The 23,468-nt window shown below is 60.5% G+C and carries 23 protein-coding genes and 1 pseudogene; 9 read left to right on the top strand and 15 right to left on the bottom strand.

Going from position 1 to position 23,468, the window contains the following annotated elements:
• The 5 genes and pseudogenes from LG30_RS0117265 to LG30_RS0117245 all read right to left on the bottom strand — a co-directional run.
• Positions 1 to 320: pseudogene (locus tag LG30_RS0117265) on the bottom strand (IS3 family transposase); the annotation flags it as partial.
• 111 nt (positions 321 to 431) lie between these two features.
• Positions 432 to 1,124: an ABC transporter permease gene (locus tag LG30_RS0117260; protein ID WP_033131937.1), complete on the bottom strand. Its 693-nt coding sequence runs from the start codon at positions 1,122 to 1,124 to the stop codon at positions 432 to 434.
• A gap of 3 nt (positions 1,125 to 1,127) precedes the next feature.
• On the bottom strand, positions 1,128 to 1,868 hold the full coding sequence (locus LG30_RS0117255) for an ABC transporter permease (protein ID WP_033131936.1): 741 nt from the start codon (positions 1,866 to 1,868) through the stop codon (positions 1,128 to 1,130).
• A gap of 209 nt (positions 1,869 to 2,077) precedes the next feature.
• On the bottom strand, positions 2,078 to 2,851 hold the full coding sequence (locus LG30_RS0117250) for an ABC transporter substrate-binding protein (RefSeq protein ID WP_033131935.1): 774 nt from the start codon (positions 2,849 to 2,851) through the stop codon (positions 2,078 to 2,080).
• 67 nt (positions 2,852 to 2,918) lie between these two features.
• On the bottom strand, positions 2,919 to 3,689 hold the full coding sequence (locus tag LG30_RS0117245; RefSeq protein WP_033131934.1) for an ABC transporter ATP-binding protein: 771 nt from the start codon (positions 3,687 to 3,689) through the stop codon (positions 2,919 to 2,921).
• A gap of 531 nt (positions 3,690 to 4,220) precedes the next feature.
• Here LG30_RS0117245 and LG30_RS0117240 point away from each other — a divergent pair.
• On the top strand, positions 4,221 to 5,123 hold the full coding sequence (locus LG30_RS0117240; RefSeq protein WP_033131933.1) for a LysO family transporter: 903 nt from the start codon (positions 4,221 to 4,223) through the stop codon (positions 5,121 to 5,123).
• A gap of 103 nt (positions 5,124 to 5,226) precedes the next feature.
• Here the strand turns inward: LG30_RS0117240 and iadA are convergent, their stop codons facing one another.
• Positions 5,227 to 6,357 carry a beta-aspartyl-peptidase gene (iadA, locus tag LG30_RS0117235; RefSeq protein WP_033131940.1) on the bottom strand — a complete coding sequence of 377 codons (1,131 nt, stop codon included), beginning with the start codon at positions 6,355 to 6,357 and terminating at the stop codon, positions 5,227 to 5,229.
• 184 nt (positions 6,358 to 6,541) lie between these two features.
• On the opposite strand from iadA, the gene LG30_RS0117230 reads away from it, so the two are divergent.
• On the top strand, positions 6,542 to 7,147 hold the full coding sequence (locus tag LG30_RS0117230) for an acyl carrier protein phosphodiesterase (protein ID WP_033131932.1): 606 nt from the start codon (positions 6,542 to 6,544) through the stop codon (positions 7,145 to 7,147).
• 41 nt (positions 7,148 to 7,188) lie between these two features.
• Here the strand turns inward: LG30_RS0117230 and LG30_RS0117225 are convergent, their stop codons facing one another.
• Together LG30_RS0117225 and arsC are read right to left on the bottom strand one after the other, a co-directional pair.
• Positions 7,189 to 7,572: a DUF2069 domain-containing protein gene (locus LG30_RS0117225; protein WP_033131931.1), complete on the bottom strand. Its 384-nt coding sequence runs from the start codon at positions 7,570 to 7,572 to the stop codon at positions 7,189 to 7,191.
• Positions 7,569 to 7,919, bottom strand: a complete 351-nt coding sequence (gene arsC, locus LG30_RS0117220; protein ID WP_033131930.1) for an arsenate reductase (glutaredoxin) — start codon at positions 7,917 to 7,919, stop codon at positions 7,569 to 7,571. The genes LG30_RS0117225 and arsC overlap by 4 nt, the downstream gene beginning before the upstream one ends.
• A gap of 60 nt (positions 7,920 to 7,979) precedes the next feature.
• On the opposite strand from arsC, the gene LG30_RS0117215 reads away from it, so the two are divergent.
• The gene (locus LG30_RS0117215; RefSeq protein ID WP_033131929.1) at positions 7,980 to 8,459 is read left to right on the top strand and encodes a TlpA disulfide reductase family protein; all 480 of its coding nucleotides are present in this window, start codon (positions 7,980 to 7,982) and stop codon (positions 8,457 to 8,459) included.
• Positions 8,460 to 8,591: 132 nt separating this feature from the next.
• Here LG30_RS0117215 and bepA read toward each other — a convergent pair whose 3' ends face one another.
• Positions 8,592 to 10,046 (bottom strand): beta-barrel assembly-enhancing protease, encoded by a 1,455-nt coding sequence (gene bepA / locus LG30_RS0117210; protein WP_347006496.1) that lies wholly within the window; start codon positions 10,044 to 10,046, stop codon positions 8,592 to 8,594.
• 129 nt (positions 10,047 to 10,175) lie between these two features.
• Between bepA and LG30_RS0117205 the strand changes: the two genes are divergently transcribed.
• The 3 genes from LG30_RS0117205 to LG30_RS0117195 all read left to right on the top strand — a co-directional run bounded on the left by LG30_RS0117205 (position 10,176) and on the right by LG30_RS0117195 (position 12,641).
• On the top strand, positions 10,176 to 10,421 hold the full coding sequence (locus tag LG30_RS0117205) for a sulfurtransferase TusA family protein (protein ID WP_033131927.1): 246 nt from the start codon (positions 10,176 to 10,178) through the stop codon (positions 10,419 to 10,421).
• Positions 10,422 to 10,503: 82 nt separating this feature from the next.
• On the top strand, positions 10,504 to 11,574 hold the full coding sequence (locus LG30_RS0117200; RefSeq protein WP_033131926.1) for an AI-2E family transporter: 1,071 nt from the start codon (positions 10,504 to 10,506) through the stop codon (positions 11,572 to 11,574).
• 257 nt (positions 11,575 to 11,831) lie between these two features.
• Positions 11,832 to 12,641, top strand: a complete 810-nt coding sequence (locus tag LG30_RS0117195) for a MipA/OmpV family protein (RefSeq protein WP_033131925.1) — start codon at positions 11,832 to 11,834, stop codon at positions 12,639 to 12,641.
• Between the two features lie 83 nt (positions 12,642 to 12,724).
• On the opposite strand, the gene LG30_RS0117190 is transcribed toward LG30_RS0117195, so the two are convergent.
• Positions 12,725 to 13,525 (bottom strand): alpha/beta fold hydrolase, encoded by an 801-nt coding sequence (locus LG30_RS0117190; protein WP_033131924.1) that lies wholly within the window; start codon positions 13,523 to 13,525, stop codon positions 12,725 to 12,727.
• Positions 13,526 to 13,627: 102 nt separating this feature from the next.
• On the opposite strand from LG30_RS0117190, the gene ppk2 reads away from it, so the two are divergent.
• A complete protein-coding gene (gene ppk2, locus LG30_RS0117185; RefSeq protein WP_033131923.1) occupies positions 13,628 to 14,449 on the top strand; it encodes a polyphosphate kinase 2 in 822 nt (273 codons plus the stop codon).
• Between the two features lie 104 nt (positions 14,450 to 14,553).
• Here ppk2 and LG30_RS0117180 read toward each other — a convergent pair whose 3' ends face one another.
• The 5 genes from LG30_RS0117180 to yejK all read right to left on the bottom strand — a co-directional run bounded on the left by LG30_RS0117180 (position 14,554) and on the right by yejK (position 21,013).
• Positions 14,554 to 15,690, bottom strand: a complete 1,137-nt coding sequence (locus LG30_RS0117180; RefSeq protein WP_033131922.1) for an ABC transporter ATP-binding protein — start codon at positions 15,688 to 15,690, stop codon at positions 14,554 to 14,556.
• A 69-nt stretch (positions 15,691 to 15,759) separates the two neighbouring features.
• Entirely contained in the window at positions 15,760 to 16,650 is an 891-nt protein-coding gene (gene malG, locus LG30_RS0117175) for a maltose ABC transporter permease MalG (RefSeq protein WP_033131921.1), read from the bottom strand.
• Between the two features lie 12 nt (positions 16,651 to 16,662).
• Positions 16,663 to 18,315 carry a maltose ABC transporter permease MalF gene (gene malF, locus LG30_RS0117170; RefSeq protein WP_033131920.1) on the bottom strand — a complete coding sequence of 551 codons (1,653 nt, stop codon included), beginning with the start codon at positions 18,313 to 18,315 and terminating at the stop codon, positions 16,663 to 16,665.
• A 71-nt stretch (positions 18,316 to 18,386) separates the two neighbouring features.
• Complete coding sequence (gene malE / locus LG30_RS0117165) at positions 18,387 to 19,568, bottom strand: maltose/maltodextrin ABC transporter substrate-binding protein MalE (protein ID WP_033131919.1); 1,182 nt, start codon at positions 19,566 to 19,568, stop codon at positions 18,387 to 18,389.
• A 395-nt stretch (positions 19,569 to 19,963) separates the two neighbouring features.
• Complete coding sequence (yejK, locus tag LG30_RS0117160; protein WP_033131918.1) at positions 19,964 to 21,013, bottom strand: nucleoid-associated protein YejK; 1,050 nt, start codon at positions 21,011 to 21,013, stop codon at positions 19,964 to 19,966.
• A 73-nt stretch (positions 21,014 to 21,086) separates the two neighbouring features.
• On the opposite strand from yejK, the gene LG30_RS0117155 reads away from it, so the two are divergent.
• Positions 21,087 to 21,314 carry a YejL family protein gene (locus LG30_RS0117155; RefSeq protein ID WP_011705556.1) on the top strand — a complete coding sequence of 76 codons (228 nt, stop codon included), beginning with the start codon at positions 21,087 to 21,089 and terminating at the stop codon, positions 21,312 to 21,314.
• A 43-nt stretch (positions 21,315 to 21,357) separates the two neighbouring features.
• Positions 21,358 to 23,205 carry a DUF3413 domain-containing protein gene (locus tag LG30_RS0117150; protein ID WP_033131917.1) on the top strand — a complete coding sequence of 616 codons (1,848 nt, stop codon included), beginning with the start codon at positions 21,358 to 21,360 and terminating at the stop codon, positions 23,203 to 23,205.
• Positions 23,206 to 23,468 lie beyond the last annotated feature (263 nt).

The following is a 23,468-nucleotide window of genomic DNA, read 5'->3' as shown; positions in this document are numbered from 1 at the left end:
ACATCGACCACGGCCTCAAAGAACTGGGCCTTCTGGCTCATCAGCGCCAGCTGCTGTTCGAGTTCCTTGATACGCTGTTCGGGCGTCTGGTTGTCGGGGTCAGGCATGGTGATGCTCCTGCCGGCGCGCACAGAAGCCCCCTGGCTCCAATCCTGCCGACCATGTTTACGCAACCATACCAGAACGGTGGAGTTGCCCTGAATGCCATAACGGGCCTGAGCCTGTTTGTAGGTGAGCTCGCCTTTTTCAATCTGCTCGACCACGGCTAGTTTAAAAGTCAGCGAGTAATCGCGCTGTGTCCGTTTCACACCTTGTCCCATCGGGTTCTCCATTTATTGGGGGGAAAGGTGTAAACCATATTCAGGACGGGACATACCCATAAAAAAAGCCCGCAATATGCGGGCTTTTTTGTCTCTGCTTTATGCGCTCCATTACACGGTGCGGGGGCGCAGATGGGCGTGCCAGCGGGCTTCCCACTTCTTGAACAGCCAGACGATGACGAAGGTCAGCAGCATGTAGAGCAGGCCGGCGGTCAGGAACGCCTCGAACGGACTGTAGTAGCGGGAGTTGATGATCCGCGCCGCGCCGGTCAGGTCGACGATGGTGATGATGCCCGCCACCGCCGAGCCCTGCAGCATGAAGATCACCTCGTTGCTGTAGGCGGGCAGCGCACGGCGGAACGAGTTGGGCAAGATGATGCGGGTGAGGGTCTGCCAGCGGGTCATGCCAAAGGCATTGGCCGCCTCGATCTGGCCCTTGGGCATGTTGAGCACGGCGCCGCGCACTATCTCGGCGGTATAGGCACCGGTGTTCAGGGTGAATGCCAGCAGGGCACAGAACCAGGCCTCGGAGAACAGCTCCCAGGCGACACTGTTCTTCAGCCACTCCCACTGGGCGGCGCCGTAGTAGATGATGAACAGCTGCACCAGCAGCGGGGTGCCACGGAAGAAGTAGATATAGGCCCAGATCGGCCCCTTGATCAGCCAGTTGTGACTGTTGCGCAGTATGCCCATGGGCACGGCCAGCGCCAGCCCCAGCACGAGGGACGCCGCCACCAGCAATATGGTGGTGTAGAGGCCCTGCCAGTAGGTGGGCCACTCATCGAGAATGATTGAGAAATCCATGGTTTACCTCGTCTTTATCGCGTAGTGACGCTCGGCCCACTTGAGTGCCGAGGTGGAAACCGCGGTGAAGACCAGGAAGATCAGCGCCACCGCCATGTAGAAGGTAAACGGCTGCTGGGTCGAGCCCGCCGCCAGGGACGCCTTGCGCACCATGTCATCGAGCCCGATGATGGAGACCAGCGCCGTGGTCTTGAGCAGCACCAGCCAGTTGTTGCCAAAACCCGGCAGGGCGTGACGCATCATCTGGGGAAACAGGATCCGCACAAACACCTGGCTGGATCGCATGCCAAAGGCACGGGCCGCCTCCAGTTCGCCCTTGTCCACCGCCAGGATGGCGCCGCGGAAGGTCTCGGTCATGTAGGCACCGAAGATGAAGCCGATGGTGGCGACCCCGGCCGCGAAGGGGCTGATGTCGATGTAATCGGGCAGCAGGGAGACCCACTCCTGGTTCGGATTGCTCGCCAGCAGGTAGTTGTTGTAGCTCTCGTTGACCCAGGTGCAGAGGTTGTTGATCAGCACCTGACCGCCGAAGAACAGCAGCATCATCAGCACCAGATCGGGGATGCCGCGAATGACTGTGGTGTAGCCGGTGGCGATGCCGCGCGCCCACTTGTAGGGCGAGAGCTTGGCCAGCGCCCCCAGCATGCCGAGCAGCAAAGCCAGCAGCAGCGAGGCCAGCCCCACCTCCAGCGTGACCCAGGCGCCCTCCAGCAGAGAGTTTTCGTATCCTTTCAAATCAAACATAGGCAGCTCCATTGCAACAATTGACTGGGTTCGTCTCTCCAACACAAGAGGCCCCATATTCTTTCAAATCAACCACATGCAGCACCATTGCAATTAAGCAGGCCCGTCACTCCCAGCGGGAGGCAACGGGCCCTATGACGACTGACGGGGCTCAGGGGATCGCAGCGACTCGTCCTGAACGACCTTGATGCGCCGTAAACTTCTTGCTGTTATTCGCCGTAAACGTCGAAGTCGAAGTACTTGTCGTTGATTTCCTTGTACTTGCCGTTGGCGCGCAGGGCCAGGATGGCGGCGTTGAATTTCTCTTTCAGATCCTTGTCAGCCTTGCGTACCGCGATGCCGGCACCCTCGCCAAACCACTTGGGATCGGTCAGTTTCGGGCCGACGAATTCGAAGGCATCGCCCCCTTCCTTCTTCAGCAGACCATCGCTGATGGCGGCGGAGTCGGCCATCACATAGTCAACCCGGCCGGATTTCAGATCGAGATAGGCCTCGTCTGCGGTGCCGTAGCGCTTGATGGTGGCGTTGGGGAAGTTGTCGGTGATGTAGGTGTCCATGGAGGTGGCGCGCTGTACGGCGACCGTCTTGCCGTCCATGAAGGCCTTGTCGAGCTGCACTTCGGTGCCTTTCTTGGCGGCGAAGCGGGCCGGAATGTGCTGGTACTTCTGGGTGAAGTCCACCTTCTTCTTGCGCTCTTCGGTGATGTCCATGGTGGCAATGATGGCGTCATACTTGCGTGACAGCAGCGCCGGGATGATGCCGTCCCAATCTTGCTTGATCAGGGTACACTTCACCTTCATCTCTTCGCACAGGGCGTTGGCGATGTCGATGTCGAAGCCTTTCACCTCGCCACTTGGCTCGGTCCAGGAGAAGGGAGGATAGGCCCCTTCCACCCCGATCCGTACCTCTTTCCACTCCTTGGCCATCAGACTGCCGGAACACAGGGCAGTCACCACGGCGGTCGCCAGCATCAGCTTGTTCATGTATCTCTCCTTGATAAACACGTCGATCGTTGAAAACGAAGATTGTTGAATAATGAAATCCCGCCCATCAATAGATGGAGGAGATGAATTGCTTGAATCGTTCCGACTTGGGATGGGCGAAGATCTCCTTGGGATTGCCCTCCTCCTCCACCTTGCCCTGGTGCAGGAACATCACCTTGTTCGACACGTCGCGAGCAAACGACATCTCGTGAGTGACCACCAGCATGGTGCGCCCCTCTTCGGCCAGCTCGCGCATCAGGCCGAGCACCTCCCCCACCAATTCGGGATCCAGCGCCGAGGTAGGTTCATCGAACAGCATCACCTCGGGCTCCACCGCCAGGGCGCGGGCGATGGCCGCACGTTGCTGCTGGCCGCCGGAGAGGTGACCAGGGTAATAGTCGCGTCGCTCCCACAGGCCGACCCGGTTGAGCAGATGCTCCGCCTTGGCGATGGCCTCGGCACGGGGCACCTTCAGCACCTGGATAGGCACCTCGATGATGTTCTGCATGATGGTCATGTGCGACCAGAGATTGAAGCTTTGAAACACCATGGCCAACCGGCTGCGAATACGCTCTACCTGCCGCATGTCCTCCGGTTGCCGTTCACCGGCCCGGTTGGCTTTCATGCGGATCAGCTCGCCATGGAGTGATACAGTGCCGGAAGAGGGGGTTTCCAGCAGATTGATACAGCGCAGAAACGTCGACTTCCCCGAGCCGGAGGAGCCGATCAGGGAGATCACGTCCCCCTTGTGGGCCGTCATGTCGATGCCCTTGAGCACTTCGTGGGTGCCAAAATATTTGTGCAGTTCACGAACTTCCAGTGCGGCAACGTCGCTCATCCATTACAACCTTGTCTGTCCCTAGACGCCGCTACGGCGCGACTCCACCATCGCAGATTTAACAAAAAGTTAACCGATGGCAACCTTCAGCGAAAATATCATCCAGGTAGTTAAAAAACAATACAGAACCGAGGTATTTAGTGGTTTATCTGTATTTTTATTGGTCTTGACGGTATTTTTCAGCACTTTGTCTGCATAAAATCCGCTTTGCATCACCTCTGATATACCGCCTTTTTATACCCGGAACGCACCAGTGGCAAGAAGATTCAGCCATTTCAGTCAGAAGCCGTTCAGAGTCGCTTTATTCATCCCTGGTCAGCCGAACAAAACGCACTTTTTTCTAAATGGAATTGATTTCATTGGCGATGACGACCCGAAGCCAGGGCGTTCCGGGAAGGTGGTTTCGCCATGAAAAGATAACAACCTGATAAAAAAAGGGTCGAATGAAGCATACAAACTCATGGATTTATGACTCTTGGCCAATAAGTAGTGGTAATGTGTCGTTTTCCCAGTTTTGTGACCGAGGCCCCAATGTTGCTGAATGTGTTGCTGATCCTGCTGCCGCTAGGTGTCGGCTATCTGATCCCCCTCTCCTCCCATCGGCTCATCAAGCTGGTCAATCAGTCTCTCGGCAAGATGGTCTACCTCATTTTGTTCCTGATGGGGCTGGGACTGGCCTATGTGGAGAACCTCGGCAGCAATCTGGCGGTGATCTTCGAGGTGGCCGCCATCATGCTCGGCGCCATCACCCTCTGCAACCTGCTGGCACTCTGGTGGCTGGACAAGCGCAGCCCGCCGACCCACGAGGCCATCGATGCCAGGCAGCCGAACAAGCTGCACATGTTGTGGGAGTCCTTGCAGCTTTGCTTCGTGGTGCTGGCCGGGGTCGGACTGGGGCTGCTGGTCGATCTGCGCGCCCTGCCCATCGACAAGTTGAGTGAGTGGGCGCTGATGCTGCTGTTGCTGCTCATCGGTATCCAGATGCGCAACTCCGGCATGCGGCTGCGCCAGATCCTGCTCAACCCCTGGGGCATGAAAATCGCCCTCACCGTGATCCTGAGCAGCTGGCTCGGCAGCCTGCTGGCGGCCCAATGGCTGGGCATGCCCTGGAACCACGCCCTGGCGCTGGCCTCCAGCTTCGGCTGGTATTCCCTCTCCGGCATCCTGGTGGCGGACAAGCTGGGGCCCGTGCTCGGCTCTGCGGCCTTCATCAACGATCTGGGGCGCGAGCTTATCGCCATCATGATCATTCCGATGCTGATGCGTCGTCACCCCTCCGCCGCCATTGGCTACGGCGGCGCCACCGCGCTGGACTTCACCCTGCCGGTGATCCAGAAGTCCGGCGGCATCCAGATGGTGCCGGTGGCCATCGTCTCCGGCTTTATCCTGAGCCTGCTCGGCCCCATCCTGATCCTGGGCTTCCTGGCCATCTAAGCATCACCTCTCAAACGAAGAAGCCCGACCTGGAAGTCGGGCTTCTTCGTGCCGGGATGTCACCCTCTTTGCGCCACCGGACGATTCTCTGCCATTGCGAGCCTCAAACCCGCCACTGGCCGCTACTCATCACCCTCGCTATGGCGAGGGTATCGGGATCGACGAGCAGCAGATCCGCATCCTGGCCTACCCCGATCACTCCCTTGCCACTCAATCCCAGGGCCCGGGCCGGATTGGCCGTCACCACCGACAAGGCGGTCTCCAGCGCCACCCCCTTGGCGCAAGCCTGAACCAGCTCCTGCCACAGGCTCCCAATCTGACCGCTGCGCATCTCGATCAATCGCCCCTCGGCATCGAAGCGCGGCAAGCTGGCGTTGGCATCCGAGCTGAAGCTGATGCGATCGGCGGGCACCCCGGCGGCCAGCAGCTCCACCAACCCATCGGCGGCCAGCCGCTCGCCATCCTCCAGCAAGTCCGGGAAGCTCGAGGTGGTGAGATCGACCCAGCCCCCCGCCTTGCCCCAATGGATGGCCTCGGCAAACAGCCAGGGGTTGCGATTGCAGTGGGTCGGATAGAGCTGGCGCAGGGGGATATCGGTCTCATCCCGCAGGGCCCGCAGCGGTGCCAGCGCCCCACGGCCATCCCCCAGATGGAAGAAGCTGACCCCGCTCTTGCCCGCCAGCAGGCCCGCCACCCGCGCCTCGCTCACCAGCCGGGCCAGCTCGTGGTGAGTCGGCGCGCTGGATCTGTGGTCGCTGATGGCGACCTCCCCCACCCCCAAGACCTCGGGGATCAGCATGATGTCCGACTCCACCGAACCGGTGAGGGTCTTGACCGGCAGATGATAGGATCCGGTATACATGAAGGCGCTCACCCCGGCGGCGCGAAACTCCCGCACCTTGCCGAGCACCTGGGCCAACGTGCGGGTCAGGCTGTCGGTGCCGAGCGCCGCGACCAGGGTGGTGACCCCTGCCCTCAAGGCCTCCCCGGCGGCCAGTTCAGGGGTGCGAAAGGCAAAGCCGCCCTCTCCACCGCCGCCGGTGATGTGGGCGAGGGGATCCACCAGGCCGGGCACCAGGTAGCGGCCACGCCCATCCACCCGCGCCACTGGCCAGCCGTCGGGCACGGCCAGCCCCTTGCCTATCCATGCGATCCGGCCATCGGCCACCAGCAGATCCTGCTGCCCCAGGTGGGCTGGGCAGTAGAGTTCGGCACCCTCGATCAGGGTCAACATCATGGTTATTCCTCGCAATCCGGTTAATGGCGCCAAAGAGACGGATATCTCCCCATTAATCCACCATTGCCGCCTCAGTGAAAGCTTTTCCTCTGCGGCATGCGACCTCGTCCGCCATAGGCAAAGGCGGCCGGATCCGCTAGGCTCAGCAACAATTCTCCCTTGCTGGCCCACCGCGACGCTCATGAACTACCTGGCTCACCTGCATCTGGCCGCCCATACCCGAAGCTCCCTCACCGGCAACCTGCTGGGGGATTTCGTCAAGGGGCCGCTGCCGAGCGCCCTGGGCCCCACCTTCGACGAGGGGATCTGGCTGCACCGCAAGATAGACGCCTTCACCGACGCCCATCCCGAGCACAGGGCCGCCGTCGCACGATTCGAGCAACCCTGGCGCCGCTTTGGCGGCATCCTGGTGGACATGCTCTACGATCACTGGCTCAGCCTGCATTGGCAGCAGTTTCACCAAGAGGCCCTGCCCCACTTCCTGCACGAGAGCTATGGCCGCTTGCTGTCAGACGACACCTCCTTGCCGGAGGGCTTGCCCCCGCCCCTCAAGCGGATGGCGGAGCAGGACTGGATCGCCTCCTATCGCAGCCGGGAGGGGCTGACTCGGGCCCTCAACGGCATAGGCCATCGGCTGCGCCGCCCGCTGCCGCTGGGAGAGGCGCTCACGACTCTGGACGCGCCGGCATGGCAGGCCGGCGAACGGGGCTTCCTGCGTTTCTATCCCGAGCTGATGGCCTATAGCGAGCGGCAGCTGACCGAGCGACGCCGGCCGCCGGCCCCATAAAAAAACGCCCCGAGGGGCGTCTTGTCAGGATCGGGGCTGGCTTATTGAGCCTCACCCTTCTTCTTGCGAATGCTGAGCCCCAGCTCACGGCCGCGCAGGCGGGCGTAGTAGATGGTGCCGACGAAGGCGAGGGTAGTGAACACCAACTCCACCACCGCCAGCCACCGCTCCCCTTCATCCGTGGTGATCAGGGTCAGGGCGTGCAGGAAATAGGGCATCAGCACGAAGTTGCCCCAGGCGTGGGTGTAGGGGTTGCCCTGCACTATGCCCTTGAGGGGGAACAGCAGCGGCACCGTCCAGATCACCGGCAGCAACCAGGGGTTGAGATCCGGGTGGGGCGAGAGCCACAGGTGCCACAGTATGACCCAGGCCAGCAGGCCGAAGAAGCCGACCAGGGTCAGCAGACGGGCGAAGCGGGTGCTCACTTGAGGATCTCCAGCACCAGCTCGGGCGGACGGCCGAGCCGGGCCTGGCCATTCTTGATGACGATGGGGCGCTCGATGAGCTTGGGGTGTTGGTGCATGGCACTAATGAGGGCATCGCCGCTCTGCGAACCGAGCCCCAGCTCCTTGTAGAGATCTTCCTTGGTGCGCATCAGCTGGCGGGGGTCGCTAAAGCCGAGCTGGCTCAGCAGGGTACGGATCTGCGCCTCGCTCGGCGCCTGTTCCAGATAGAGCACCACCTCGGGGGCGATCCCCTGCTGCTCCAGCAGGGCCAGGGTCTCACGGCTCTTGGAACAACGCGGATTGTGGTAAATTTGGGTCTCGCTCATGGTAACTCCCTGATTGATCGCAAGATGGGGCAAGAAATGGCGCTATTGTAGGGGAAACCGATGCGCAGGGTAAGCAGGAGGGGAATGGAAATGAAACGAATTTGTTGGCTGATTGTGGCCAGCCTGCTGGGGGCCTGCACCCCGGCCCCCAGCTTCACCGATGGGGCGGGCAAACAGATTGGCCTGGATCAGCTCGGTGGTAAGCCGCTGCTGGTCAACTACTTCGCGCCCTGGTGCGCCCCCTGCCTGCGGGAGATGCCGCTGCTGGCGGCCCTGCACCGGGAAGGCCAGATCGGGGTGCTCGCCATCAGCTTCGATCCCGCCTCCCCGGCCGACTTGAAGGTGCTGGCACAGCAGTATCATATCGCCGTGCCGCTGATGATCCCCGATGATGAGGCCAACCTCCCCTTCCCCAGGCCGACGATGCTGCCCACCAGCTATCTGCTCGATAGGGAGGGCAAGTTGCAGGAGACCCTGGTGGGAGAGCTCGATGAGCAGAAGATCGCCGCCCTCAAGGCCCGACTGGCGGCGCAACCCTAGCGCAAGCTGCTATCCAGGCATGATTTAACGCCATCTAACCCTGTATAAAACATCAAAACCAGCATATAAATCCACCATGACAAGACGGGGTGCCTCTCGGCACCCCGTCTCATACCCACGCGGGTTGGCGGATCAGCCCTTCAGGCTGTCCAGATCCTTCTTCGCACGCTCCAGCTGGGTGATGCGCGCCTCGATGCGGGCCAGGGTCAGCTTGTCGCTGGTGGTGCCCCGCGCGACGATCAGCTCGTCGATGGCCGCCTGGTAGTCCCCGCGCAGGGAGAGGGTCTCCGCCCGCGCCATGTGCAGCTCCGTCATCCGGCCGGCCTTGCGATAGGCATCGGACAGCAGGCTCCAGGCCAAGCTGTTCTCTTCATGCTCGCGGGCATAAGGGTCCAGGATGGCGATGGACTTCTTGTAGTTACCCCCCTCCAGATAGGCGTTGCCGAGGTTGACCACGACGACCTCGTTGTCAGGCATGCGGGTGCGGAATCGCTCCAGCCGGGCGATGGCCTGGGCACTGCGCCCCTTGGCGAGATCGATGTCGGTCAGGCCATCCAGCACGAACAGATCTTCGGGATGACGGGTCGCCAGCTGCTGCATCAGGGTGTCGGCCTCGTCGGTGCGTTTGAGCTGAAGCAGCACCAGTGCCTTGCCGTAGAGGGCGGCGTCTTTGAGGGGATAGTCCCCCTTCTGCAAGCGGCTGTCGAAGTAGGTGAGCAGCGCCTGCGGGTTCTCGGTGCCGTAGCGCACCTGGATACGCACCTTGGCCAGCCAGAAGTCGAGGCTGGGGGGTAACGTCCGCTGGCCATAGCTGCCGGCGCGGGCGCGGGCCTCGCTGATCCGGGTCTCCGGCAGGGGGTGGGTGAGCAGCATCTCGGGCGGCTTGCTGGCGTAACGGTACTCGGCCGCCAGTTTCTGGAAGAAGTTGGCCATGCCCATGGGATCGAAACCGGCGTCATACAGGGTCTTCATGCCGATCCGGTCCGCTTCGTATTCATTGTCGCGGGTGTAGTTGATGGCCGACTGCATCGACAGGCCGAGCGTCGCCTGCAGGGCGGCGATACCGGCGGTGGGGTTGATCACCGCCAGCGCGATGGAGCCCACCAGACCCGCCAGGGTCATGGCCGAGCTGCTGGCCTGCGCCTCCATGTAACGGGCGATGTGGCGCTGGGTCACGTGGGTGATTTCGTGAGCCAGTACCGAGGCCAGCTCGCTCTCGCTGTCGGCGTAGAGAAACAGGCCTGTGTGCACCTTGACTCGCCCGCCGAGGAAGGCGGCCGCGTTGATGCTGGGATCGTTGATGAGGAAGAAGGTAAAGGGGAAACGCACCCCGTCGGCGTTGGTGAGCAGTCGCTGACCCAGATCGTCGATGTACTCGTTCAATACGGGATCGTCGATGATGGGCAGACCGGCCCGCGCAAACCGCATGAAGGCATTGCCATAGCGCACCTCCTGCTCGATGGGCAGGGCCGCGACGCCGGCGGTGCCGATGTCGGGCAGCTGATTACTCGCCTGGGCATGAAAAGTGGCGCCCATCATGGAAACCAGCAGCGGAAGTGATGCCATCAAGGGGGAAAAACGTGCCACGTTATCTCTATCTCCATCAGAAAAGGCTTCGGCAGAATACCCTTGCCCATCAAGGCTCACAAGCGTTGTTTCACGGTGCCATCACGGCCATAATGACGACCACACACGCGATGGAACCCTCCTCCCTCTATGGAACAGCAATGGGAACGGCTCGACCTGACCCCCTGGCGTTGTCCCGAGCCCCTGATCCGGCTCAAACTCTGGCTACGCGGCGCCCAAGCTGGTCAATCCCTGCTCATTTTACTGGGGGATGCCGGCTCCAGACAGGACATTCCGGCCTGGCTGCGCCGTCAGGGTCATCAGGTGTCGCTGCAGCAGGAGTCCGATAGCCGTCTCGTCTTGCGGCTCGTCGTCGGGGCCGGGCCGTCACCGTGACGCCAATGCCAGCGATCTCCCTTTGCAGTCCGTCGTCGGGGCCATGCCGTCGTCATGACCCCAGTAATCTAAGGAAGCCTCGATGTTAGAAGTATTGAAGCGCTGGTATCAGACCCGTTTTTCCGATCCGGACGCCGTCACCCTGTTCCTGCTGCTGGTATTTTGCTTCGCCGTGCTCTGGCTGTTCGGCGATCTGCTGGCGCCGCTCTTGGTCGCACTGGTGATGGCCTATCTGCTGGAGTGGCCGGTCAGCCGGCTGCAACGGGCCGGGCTCTCTCGCGCCCTGGCAACCAGCCTGATATTGCTGCTGTTCATCGCGCTCACCACCATGGCATTCCTGGGGCTGATCCCGACCCTGGTGAATCAGGGCATCAACCTGGCCAAGGAGGCGCCCTCCATGCTCAACCATGCCCAGGACTACGTGCGCACCCTGCCGGAGAAGTACCCCGAGATCATCGACGTCAGCCTGGTCGAGACCATCATAGACAACATCCGCCAGCGCATCCTGGCCGGGGGTGAGCAGTTGGTGAGCGCTTCCCTGAGCTCGCTTATCAACGTGGTCGCCATCCTCATCTACGTCATCCTGGTGCCGCTGATGGTGTTCTTCATGCTCAAGGACAAGACGGTGCTGATGGGAGGCCTGCGCCGCTTCCTGCCGCGCAACCGCACCCTGGTCAACCGGGTCTGGGTGGAGATGAACGACCAGATCATCAACTACATCCGTGGCAAGGTGATCGAAATCCTGATCGTCGGGGTGGCGACCTATGTGCCCTTCGCGCTGATGGGGCTGCGCTACTCGGTGCTGCTGGCGGTGGCGGTCGGTTTCTCGGTGCTGGTGCCCTATATCGGCTTCGTCGCCATCAGCGTGCCCGTCGCCATGGTCGCCCTGTTCCAGTGGGGGCTGACCCCCGACTTTGCCTGGTTGATGGTGGCCTATCTGATCATTCAGGCGCTGGACGGCAACCTGCTGGTGCCCGTGCTGTTCTCGGAGGCGGTCAACCTGCACCCGGTCGCCATCATCATCGCCGTGCTGGTGTTTGGCGGTCTCTGGGGGTTCTGGGGCGTCTTCTTCGCCATCCCCCTGGCGACCCTGGTCAAGGCGGTGCTCAATGCCTGGCCCAAGCGGGATGAACAACCCCGTCCCACGGCCTGATATTGAGATAAGCGGGATCATCAACCCCGCTCGATGACCTGATACGAAAGAGAGGCGCCAGCCTCTCTTTTTTTGTCTGCGTGGCCAGACGGCGACGACAAGGAGATCCGCTTAGCGCCCCCCCTGACGCATCGGGAGGTCAGGGTGACCGAAATGTTTCTATCGACTTGAATTTAAAATAAAAACAGGCTTCACTGACAGCATCGTCAGCACTACCCTGTGCCCCCAGCCGTGGCCCCGACTAAAAGGATGTTTCCATGCCCCCTCTCCGTGCCCTGCGCCATGCGCCTCTCGGCTGCCTGTTGACCCTGCTGCTCGCACCCGCCGTCCGGGCCGAGATCGATCTCGGCTCCCTCGACATCTTCGTGCAGGACAGTCCCACCAGCCCGGTCCCCAAGGGGCTGGTGCTGGGCGCCGCCGTCATCGGCGGGGATGCACGCTATCAGGGCCAGGACAACACCGCCCTGGCCGTGCCCGGCGCCATCTACTTCGGCGATCAGTTCATGTTCCTCGGGGACAGGGCCCGCTACTACTTCCACAAGGACGACAACTTTGCCGCTTACGGCTATGGCCGGCTGCGCTTCGGCAACCTGGATCCCGACGATGCCCCCGAGCTCGCGGGGATGGAAGAGCGCGAGTGGGAGCTGGAAGGGGGCGTAGGCGCCAGCCTGATCACCCCCTACGCCCTGCTCAGCACCCGCCTCAGCACGGACGTGACAGGGACCAGCAACGGCCAGGAGCTGCTGCTGTGGGCCGACTTCCCCATCATTCGCGACAAGCTGCTCATCATGCCCGGCATGGGGGTGATGATCCGCAGCGACAAGATGGCGAACTACTACTTCGGCGGCGTCTCCGGCAGCGAGGCCATGGCCCAGCGCCCCGAATGGGACACCGGCACCACCCTCTCCCCCATGGTCGCCCTCATCACCAGCTACCGCTTCAGCCCCCACTGGATCGGCATGTTTGCCGCCAACTACGAGCTGTATGACAACGACATCGCCAACAGCCCCATCGTCCAGCACGATGGCGAGCTCTACGCCGGCTTCGGGATCGGTTATATCTGGTAACCGGAGCGCCCGGTAGCAAGAAAACGCCAACAGCAAGAAGGGAGCCCGAGGCTCCCTTCTTTTTCATCGATTGACGGCGAGCACTATAGTCCGGCCAAAAACTCGGCCAGCACCTGGTTGACGAACGCCGGGTTCTCCAGAGTCGAGATATGGCCCGCAGCCGGGATCTCCTTGAAGGGACAAGCCAGCGTCTCGGCCATCAGATAACCCTCCAGCACCGGGCGCGCCTTGTCCTCGCAGCCGGTCATCACCAGGCTCGGTACCGTGATCTCCTCGAGCCACTCCATTCTGTCGTCCCGGGTCACGAAGCTGCGCCCCACCGCCACCAGGCTCGCCACCTTGTCCGCTGGCCAGCTGGCAAGCCGAGCCTTGAAGCCAGCCATCAGCGCCGCATCCGGTTGATGGGCAAAGAACAGCGGCGCCACCTGCTCCACGATGGGCTCGGGGATGCTGCCAAGTTGCTCGATGGCGCCGAGCATGGCGAGATAGCGCTCGCAGGGGATCTGGGGCTCCCAACCGACGAAGCTGTCCATCAGCACCAGTCCCTTGAGGCGAGCAGGGGCGGCTCTTGCCAACTCGACACCCCACATGCCGCCGATGGAGAGGCCCACCAGCACGAAGTCGTCGACGCCGAGGGCATCGAGCAGGGCGAGATGATCCCGGGCCAGGGTTCCCAGGGTGCAGGGGCCTGCGGGCAAGACATCGGAATCACCGTGGCCCCACAGCTCGGGCACGATGCAGCGATATTGCCCCTCGAGCGCGGCAACCTGCGGCGCCCACATGGCGCTGTCCCACAGATAGCTGTGGCCAAACAGCAGGACCGGGCCCTGACCCTCGTCCAGGTAGGCCAGTTGACGACCCGCTATCTCCATCACTTTTTTCATGTTTGCTCCTGTTGCCGCAAAGGGGGCGGCAGTGTAGCACGTCCCTATTGGCAGTGACGCCTCCCTGGTGCAAGCTGGATCAGACTCAAACAGGAGAAGAGCATGCCGAAGGAAAAGAGCAAGAAACGCCCGCGCCTGGACAAAAAAACCTATGAACACCACCTCGCTCAGCTGCAAGAGGAGCTGGTCAAGCTGCAGGAGTGGGTCAAGCAGGAGGGACTGAAAGTGGTGGTGTTGTTCGAGGGGCGCGATGCCGCCGGCAAGGGCGGCGTCATCAAAACCATCACCGAACCCCTTAACCCCCGGGTCTGCCGGGTCACCGCCCTGCCCGCCCCTTCTGACAGGGAGCGTACCCAGTGGTACTTCCAGCGCTATGCCGCCCACCTGCCCTCGGCGGGTGAGATGGTGCTGTTCGATCGCTCCTGGTACAACCGGGCCGGGGTAGAGCGGGTGATGGGCTTTTGCACCGATGCCGAATACCGCGAGTTTCTGCGTGCCTGCCCCGAGTTCGAGCGGATGCTGACTCGCTCCGGCATCACCCTCATCAAGTACTGGTTCTCGGTGTCGGACGAGGAGCAGGAGAAACGCTTCAAGGAGCGCATCAACACTCCCATCAAGCGCTGGAAGTTCAGCCCCATGGACTTGCAGTCCCGCTCTCGCTGGGTGGAGTACTCCCGCGCCAAGGATGACATGTTCACCTACACGGATACCGAGGACTGCCCCTGGTTCGTGGTCGATGCCGACGACAAGCGCCGCGCCCGCCTCAACTGCATCGCCCACCTGCTCGGCAAGGTGCCCTACGAGGCGATCCATTACGAACCCATCAAGCTGCCCCCCATCAAGACCGAAGGTTATGAGCGCCCCCCACTGACCAGCCAGACCTTCGTACCCGACATCACGGCCGCGCTGGAGGCCTGTGCATAAGCTCGGGTGCTATGCCTGCCGGACAGATCCCAAACGGCAGGCAATAAAAAGCCGGTCTGACGACCGGCAAAAAGGCATTGAATACAAGGAAAACCTGAACGCTCTCAGGCGCGGATATATTTGGCCGTGCGCGGGAAGGCTTGCTCCTTGGCATCGAACAGGTAGCAGGCCTCGGCCGGAATGCCGACGCTGTACTGCTCGCCGGTGACCACATCGATATCGGAATGGGCCTTGACGGTGAAGTCGTGACCATTCACATCCATGTAGACGAAGGACTCGGCCCCCAGATGCTCGGCCACCTGCACTATGCCGGTCACCTTGCTATGGGCATGGGGGTGATCCAGAGTCACCAGATGCTCGGGGCGCACCCCCAGCTCGACCTTGTCACCGACCGCGCCGCTGCGGGCATCGATCCGGGCACGCACGGTGTCACCTGAGGTCAGCCGAACCACACACTCCTGCTCGCCTATCTCCTGCAGCTCGCCCGCCAGGAAGTTCATCTTGGGAGAGCCGATGAAGCCCGCCACGAACTTGTTGTCCGGGTTGTGGTAGAGATCGAGTGGCGTACCGAACTGCTCCAGGTTGGTCTCGGCCTCGCCCTTGAGCGGGCTCAGCACCACGATGCGGTTGGCCAGGGTCATGGCCTCCACCTGATCGTGGGTCACGTAGATAATGGTGGAGTTGAGCTCCTTGTGCAGCTTGGCGATCTCGATGCGCATCTTGACCCGCAGCGCGGCATCCAGGTTCGACAAGGGTTCGTCGAACAGGAACACCTGCGGCTGCTGCACGATGGAGCGACCTATGGCCACCCGCTGGCGCTGGCCACCGGAGAGCGCCTTGGGCTTTCTGTCCAGCAGCGGCTCCAGCCCCAGGATCTCGGCGGCGCGCATCACCCGCTTGTGGATGTTCTCCTTGTCCATCTTCTTGAGCTTGAGGCCGAAGGCCATGTTCTCGTAGATGTTCATGTGCGGGTAGAGGGCGTAGGACTGGAACACCATGCCGACGTTGCGCTCCACCGGTGGCACGTCGTTCATGTAGCGGCCGCCTATGGTCAGCTCACCGCTGGTGATGTCCTCCAGGCCCGCGATCATCCGCAGCAGGGTGGACTTGCCACAACCGGACGGGCCGACGAAGACGATGAACTCCCCTTCCTTGATGGCCAGGTTGATGTTGCGCAGCGTGTCCTTGTGGACCGCCGGATCGTAGTTCTTGCGAACGTTGTTGAGTACTACTTCAGCCATGACGAGCTCCGCTCTTGAATCTTTGCAAATCGTGATGGCGGGGGGAGCGCACTCCCCCGGCCACAAACCTTAACCTTTGACGCCACCGGCGGTGAGACCGCCGACCAGCCAGCGCTGGGCGAGCAGGAACACCACTGTGATGGGCAGACCCGACAGCACGGCGGCGGCCGCGAAGTCACCCCACAGATAGTTCTGCGGATAGAGGTATTGCTGGGCACCGACCGCCAGGGTCAGGTTGTTCACATCCTGCAGCAGGATGGAGGCCACGGGCACCTCGGTGATGGTGCCGATGAAGGCCAGGATGAACACCACCGCCAGGATGGGCACCGACAGGGGCAGCAGGATCAGGCGGAAAGCCTGCCACGGGGTGGCGCCGTCGATGGCCGCCGCCTCCTCCAGGGAGGAGTCGATGGTCTCGAAGTAGCCCTTGATGGTCCAGACGTGCAGCGCTATGCCGCCCATGTAGGCCAGGATCAGGCCGCCGTGGGTGTTGAGACCCAGCCAGGGGATGTAGTCACCAATCTTGTTGAACAGCGCATAGATGGCCACCAGGGCCAGCACCGCCGGGAACATCTGGAAGATCAGCATCCCCTGCAGAATGGTCTGCTTGCCACGGAACCGCAGGCGGGCAAACGCATAGGCACAGGTGGTCGACAGCGCCACTATCATCACGGCGGTGATGCCGGCGATCTTGATGGAGTTCCACAGCCAGGTCAGCACCGGGAAGGGTGGCGGCGTGATGCTGCCATCGGCGTTGGTGATGGACATGCCAAGGGCCAGCTTCCAGTGATCCAGGGTCGGATCGGAGGGGATGATCTCCCCCACCGAGAAGTTGCCGTTACGAAACGAGATGGCGATGACCATGATCACCGGGAAGATGATCAGTGCGAGGAAGCCCCACATGACCAGGTGGGTTGCCCACACCCGGTATTTGACTGACTTGGGTTGTACGATTGCCATTGAGAAGCCTCCTTACTGTTGCTTGTCGGCTTTGGACAATTTCAGGTTGAGCAGTGCGAGCGCGCCGACGATCAGGAAGATGGCGGTGGCGATGGCACTGGCCAGACCGTAGTCCTGACCACCCGAGCCCTGGAACGCGATCCGGTAGGTATAGTTCACCAGCAGATCCGTGGTCCCGGCCGGGGTACTGGCCCCTATGATGTCCGGTGCCCCGTTGGTCAACAACTGGATGAGTACGAAGTTGTTGAAGTTGAACGCAAAGGATGCGATCAGCAGCGGCGTGAGCGGCTTCATCAACAGCGGTACCGTGATCTTGAAGAAGTTCTGTACCGGACCCGCACCGTCCATGGCCGACGCCTCGTAGAGGTCCTCCGGGATCGCCTTGAGCAGCCCCATGCAGAGGATCATCATGTAGGGGTAGCCGAGCCAGGTGTTGACGATGAGGATCATCACCTTGGCCAGGAAGGGGGTGGTGTACCAGTCCGGCTTGATGCCGAACGCCGCTTCCAGGAACAGGTTGATCTCACCGAAGTTCTGGTTGAACAAGCCCTTGAACACCAGGATGGAGATAAACGCTGGTATGGCATAGGGCAGGATCAGCATGACCCGGTAGAAACCGCGCCCCCTGACCTGATCCCACTGCACCAGACAGGCCATCACGGTGCCGATGGCCAGGGTGAAGAACACCGAGCAGGCGGAGAAGATCACGGTCCAGACGAAGATCTGCATGAAGGGACCCTGGATACCCGGGTCTGTCATGATGCGGACGAAGTTCTTCCAGCCCACGCTCACCACGAAACCGGGGGCCATGCCCTTGCCGACGAACTCGCCATTGGCATCGATGTACTGGTAGAAGCCGGTGTCACCGTTGGGCAGCATCAGCTCGCCGCTCTGGTTGTCGCGCAGCAGGTTGCTGTCCTTGATCACCACGCCGGACGGCAGCACGGCGCCATCCGCCAGCTGGGTGTAGAGAGGTTTTTGCGCCGCAAACTTGCGCAGGCTGCTCATGGTCAGGTGGATGTTGCCTTCCGGCAGCACCAGATCCAGCGCAGTGAGATGAGTGCGATGATCGACGATGGCGCGAATGGGGGCCGCCTGGCCGATGGATGCCCCGTTCAGGGGTTGCAACTGGACAACCTGCGCCTCGTCACGGACCTTGCCCTCACGGACGGCCAGGGCATGCGCCTTGTTGTTCAGCAGACTAAGGGGCTGGCTGATGAAGGACTGGTCATCCTGTTGCAGCAACAGCTGGAACTGATTGTTCTCGCCGCCAAGCAGGGTGAAATCGAATTCACCGCCCGCCACCTTGTAGATCTTTTTAAGATGGAATTCCCGCGCCTGCTCGAGGGAGAGCAGGTTGGCACCCGAGTAGTTGGTGAAGGCGATGCCGATCGTGTAGGCAAGAGGGAAGATGATGAACACCACCATGCCAGCCACACCGGGGAAAATATAGCGGTGGGCATAGGTCTTCTTGTTCATGAAGACATACAGACCGACGGAGACCACCACCAGATCGAGCAGGGCGAACACCCACTCACCGCTGGCATACATCATCACGGCAGCATAGCCGTTGAGAATGGCGACCAGGGCAGCGAGGGTCCACTTAAGCCAGGTGTGCTTATCCTTCGGACCGGCATAGGATTCGATAGAAGGTACTACTTCCATGCCAATTAACCTTTATTACGCCAAGAGAGATTGGAGAGAGTGGGAGGCCCGAAGGCCTCCCTGGTGCATGCTTACTGAACGATACGCTTGGCAGCGGTATCCAGGGCTTCGTCAACGCTCTGACGGCCGGAGGTGACGTTCTTGAGGGCTGTTTCGAAGGAGGACCAGAAACGGCTCATCTCAGGCACGGACGGCATCGGCTCGCCATTCTGGGCGTTCTGCATGGTGGCCTTGATGTTGGCGTCGGATTCCAGGGTCTTCTGGAAGGATTTCAACGCCACGGCGCCCAGCGGTTTGTCGGCATTCACCGGCGCCAGGCCAGCATCGGTCAGCAGGTAGTTCTCGAGGAACTCGACAGCCAGATCCTTGTTCGGGCTGGCGGCGTTGATGGTCGCGCCCAGCACGCCAACGAAGGCCTTGGCCGGCTTGCCATTCAGGGTCGGCAGCGGCGCTACGCCGTACTTGATGCCGCTCTTGTCCAGGTTGCTCCAGGCCCAGGGACCGTTGATCATCATGGCCACTTCGCCCTTGTTGAACTTGGCATCCATGACACCGTAGTCGATGCCCTTCTCCAGGTGACCGGACTTGATCATCTCGGAGATGTAGCCGACGCCGGCCTTGGCACCTGCGTTGTTCACGCCGGTGTCTTTCACGTCATAACCGGTAGCGGTCTTCTTGAAGGCATAACCGCCGTTGGCGGCCACCAGCGGGTAGCTGAAGTAAGGGGTGTCATAGGCCCACATGATGGCGCGCTTGCCATTTTTCTTCAGATCTTCGTCGATCTTGGCGATCTCTTCGAAGGTCTTCGGCGGGTTCGGCAGCAGATCCTTGTTGTAAATCAGGCTCACGGCTTCCACCGCAACCGGGTAACCGTAGGTCTTGCCATCGACGGTCATGGCATCCCAGGCGAACTGCTCAAACTTGGCCTTGGTGGCGGCGTTCGGAGCGACCGGCACCAGCAGACCGGCCTTGACCCACTCACCGTAACGGTCGTGAGCCCAGAGGAAGATGTCCGGACCATTGCCGGTAGCAGCGGCTTGCTGGAATTTCACTTCAACCTGATCCGGGTGAGCGACGGTCACCTTGATGCCGGTCTCGGCTTCAAATTTCTTGCCTACTTCGGCCAGGCCGTTGTAGCCCTTGTCACCGTTGATCCAGATGGTCAGCTGACCTTCGTCAATGGCGGCGGTGGCTGAACAAGCCACACCCAGGGTAGCCAGACCGATCAGGGATGACAGCAATTTCTTTTTCATGAGCCTTTCCTTGTATGAGTTCCGCGCTGTAAGAGCATTGTGTGCGAGATGAATATTATCCCAAGCCGCCAATGCCTCACATGACATGCCTCGCATTTTTGAAATGCAATTACGTATTTTCTTCCAGAAAGTTCTGAAAACATTTTCTTATTTCAGCGACTTATCGGGGTTTATCGCCATATTTTTGTCTGCACACAGAAAAATAATTACCGAATAGAAATAAAATTACACCAATGAAAGGGCTTTCACCCCATTGAAAACCCTTTCACACCCATTATTTTGTTTAATGTGTTAACAAAGTACCGAGTCAATTTCGACGTGCGCCAACCCCTTAAATAAAAAGACACCGGAGCGAGCCCCGGTGTCTTTTTGCTAAAAGTGATGACTGGATCACATTATGACTGGCGCAGCAGCTGATCCTTGAGGTTCGGCGGCACGCCCCTGATGGTCAGGGTATCGGTCTGCGGGTCATAAAATACACGGCTGTTCAATAACTTCTGCTCGAAGCTCAGGGTCAGGCCACCGCCGGAGCCGACGAACTTGGTCAGGCCACGCAGGGTGGATCTGTCCGCCGGGAAGCGGTCCTCGAGCTCGTACTCCTGGCCGATGAAGCTGTAGAAATCGAGGTCGCCCTCCCCCGGCAATTCTGCCGACAGCTCCTTGATTTCAATTTCCTCACCGGCACTGGCCTGCTCGGTGCAATATTTGAAGACCTGTTTCTTGTAGTCATTGCGTTCGGCGGGCTCGAGCTGACGGCTGTCGCAATAATCGTCCACCGCCTGCAGCAGCCCCTTATTCTGCACCTTGGCATCCATGCCCTCGCGAGCACCCAGCAAGTCCATGAAGAAATCCCCCAGCTTGCGGCCGACTCGCCCCTTGCTGAAGGTGATATAACGGCGTGAATCCGGCTGGGTTTTCCATTCGGTCAGGTCGATGCGCGCCACCAGATTGAGTTTGCCGATATCCAGATACTGGATATGACGCAATTCCAGCGCCTCGCTGACGGTGACACTCTCCTTGCCTTCCAGCAGGGCGAGCATCAGATAATCCACGCCGACATAGTTGTATTTGGCAAATAGCAGCACACCCTGCTCATCCAGGGCGTGATCCACCAGATTTTTCACCAGCAACTGGGTCATGGCCACCGAGAAGGGAACGAAGTCGGTCTGTTCGCCAAGCAGTTGCTCGAGGGCGATGCGAAAGGCCGGGGAAGGCTGCTTCGGAGCCTCCTCGCCGTCGGTGAGCTCGGCGACGGCCGCCTCGGGGTCAGCAAAGAAACCAAACCCCTTGCCGCCCTTGCCGTTATAGATGCGATGCAGCTCCGCCATCAACCCTTGTACCGCCTCGTCTGCGGGCAGAGTCTGGCTACGAGTGTCGGCGTGGGGTTGACCATCGTGGCCAGGCCGCAGGGAGTGAAGAATGATCTTGTCGATATCGAGACTCATGTCACAAAGCCATAGTGTTAGCCGAAAGGGTGAAGTATTATAAGGCGCTTTGAACCGAGATGAACCCAAGATTATGCCCATCGTATCAAAGTACAATAACGAGCAGTTTGACGCCCTGATGAACGATCTGATCACCGCCCTTGAGAAACACAAGGCGCCGGTGGATCTCAGCCTGATGGTGCTTGGTAATCTGACCACCAATATCATCAACGGTATGGCCCCGGCCCAGCGTCAGGCGATCACCGAGAAGTACATCCAGGCGCTCACCGCCTCGGTGGATCATCGCCACGATGCTCACTGAGTTTCTTCGTATTCTTTGATGTTTTTCAAGCAGATGGATCACTATGGTCGAAACCGGCAACCCCTATCGTGATAATGTTTCTCGCCTGATCACCTGGGGGCATTGGTTCTCCTTCTTCAACATCATTCTGGCCATGCTGATCGCGACCCGCTATCTGGGTTCCATCAGCTGGCCATCGACCACGCTCGGCATTACCTATCTCATCATCAGCTGGATAGGCCATTTCTCGTTCCTGAGCTTCGTCACCTACCTGCTGACCGTCTTCCCCCTGAGCTTCGTGCTGCCAAGGGAAAGGTCACTGCGCTTCATCTCGGCCATCATCGCCACCCTGGCACAGGTGCTGCTGCTCATCGACACCCAGGTCTTCCAGCTGTTCAAGTTCCACTTGAATGGTCAGGTGTGGCAACTGCTGCTGGATCAGGCCCAGACCGAAGAGGGCTCGATCTGGAGCATCATCTTCGTGGCAGTGCCGACCATCTTCCTGCTGCAGTTGCTGCTGTCGGCCTATGTGTGGCGCAAGATCAACAAACGCAAACGGCGCCAGTACGGCAACCAGGTCGGGCTGGCCCTGCTGGTCTGCTTCATACTGACCCATCTGGTCAACAGCTGGGCCGATGCAACCCTGTATCAGCCCATCACCATGCAGCGCGCCAACTTCCCGCTCTCCTACCCCATGACCGCCAGGAGCTTCCTGGCCAAGCATGGCTGGCTGGATCTGGAGCAGTATGAGAAGCGGGCCGAGGATCAGGGCAGCGCCGAGAACCGGTTGATCTATCCGCTGCGCCCGCTGAACGTGAGCGCGCCCGCTGAACACAAGAACCTGCTGGTGGTGGTGGTCGACTCCCTGCGGGCCGACATGCTCAACAACATCAACATGCCCAATCTGCAGCGTTACGCGGATCAGCACCTTAATTTCCAGAACCACATGAGTGGCGGCAATGACGATGTGATGGGGATGTTCAGCCTCTTCTACGGGCTGCCAGGCCACTATTACGGCGACATCCGCACCGACAAGCGCCCGCCGGTGCTGTTCGACGAGATGCTGCGCCAGGACTACCAGTTCGGCCTGTTCGGGGCGCTGGAAGACGCCCAGCAATATCAGCAGAGCCTGCTCGCCGGCCTGCGCAAGCAGGTGTTCGTCTCCGAGCAGACCGACGACACCCGTCTCATCGGTGACTGGCAGCAGTGGCTCGCCAAACGTTCGGCGGACAGACCCTGGTTCTCCCTGGTCTACCTGTCCAGCCCGGGGGATTATCAGGTGCCTGCCGATGTGAAAGGCCCCTTCCAGCCGGAACTGACCCGCTTCAACCCGGCCACCGCCTATAAGCCAGAGAACCTGCAGAAGCTGGAGAATCGCTACAAGAACACGGTGTTCTACACCGATCAGCTGCTGGAACAGATGCTGACCCGGTTGCAGCAACAGGGATTGAGCGAACAGACCATCGTCGTCATCACCTCCAATCACGGCCAGGAGTTCAATGAGACTCAGAGCAACAGCTGGGGCTATGGCAGCAACTACTCCCCCTATCAGGTGCAGGTGCCGCTGGTGCTCGCCTGGCCCGGTGCCGAGAACAAGCCGCAGCCGCAGGCCAGCAGCCACCTGGATCTGGTGCCAACCCTGATGAAGGGCATGCTGGGGGTACGCAATCCGGTGCGCGACTACAGCATAGGTCGCAGCCTGTTTGACGACAGCCCCCGTGGCTGGTTGCTGGCGGGGGATCAGAACGATTTCGCCATCTATCAGGGCAACACCATCACCCACTTCAACAAGCAGGGTGACTTCGAGCTGCTGGATCGCAACACCTATCGCCCCATCAAGCACGGCACCCCGGACATGGGCGCCATGATCCAGGTGATGAACGAGCTCAACCGCTTCTATCGCGCCCCATAACGGGCTTGACCCCGTCCCTTAAAGCCCGCCGCCTTGGCGGGCTTTTTATTGCCTAAAGACTCGCTTAGGGACTGAAAAGGCCCCCTGTCATCGTCTCCATGTTGCCCTGTTTTATCCCCCATATCCGCAAACGTATCCCTTCCACTAATGATGTATAAGTCAAAAAAGTCAGTCTGATCAAGATCATAAAAACAAAATGATAATGATTATCAGTCATTGAACCAAAAGGATTCATCTGTAATAATCCGCGCCCTTCAGGCTTA

It is taken from the genome of Aeromonas aquatica (genome assembly GCF_000764655.1).
In the GTDB taxonomy this organism is placed as follows: Bacteria; Pseudomonadota; Gammaproteobacteria; order Enterobacterales; family Aeromonadaceae; genus Aeromonas; species Aeromonas aquatica.
The sequence above is the reverse complement of the archived record's forward strand: the minus strand, read 5'-3'. Positions and strand labels throughout refer to the sequence as shown.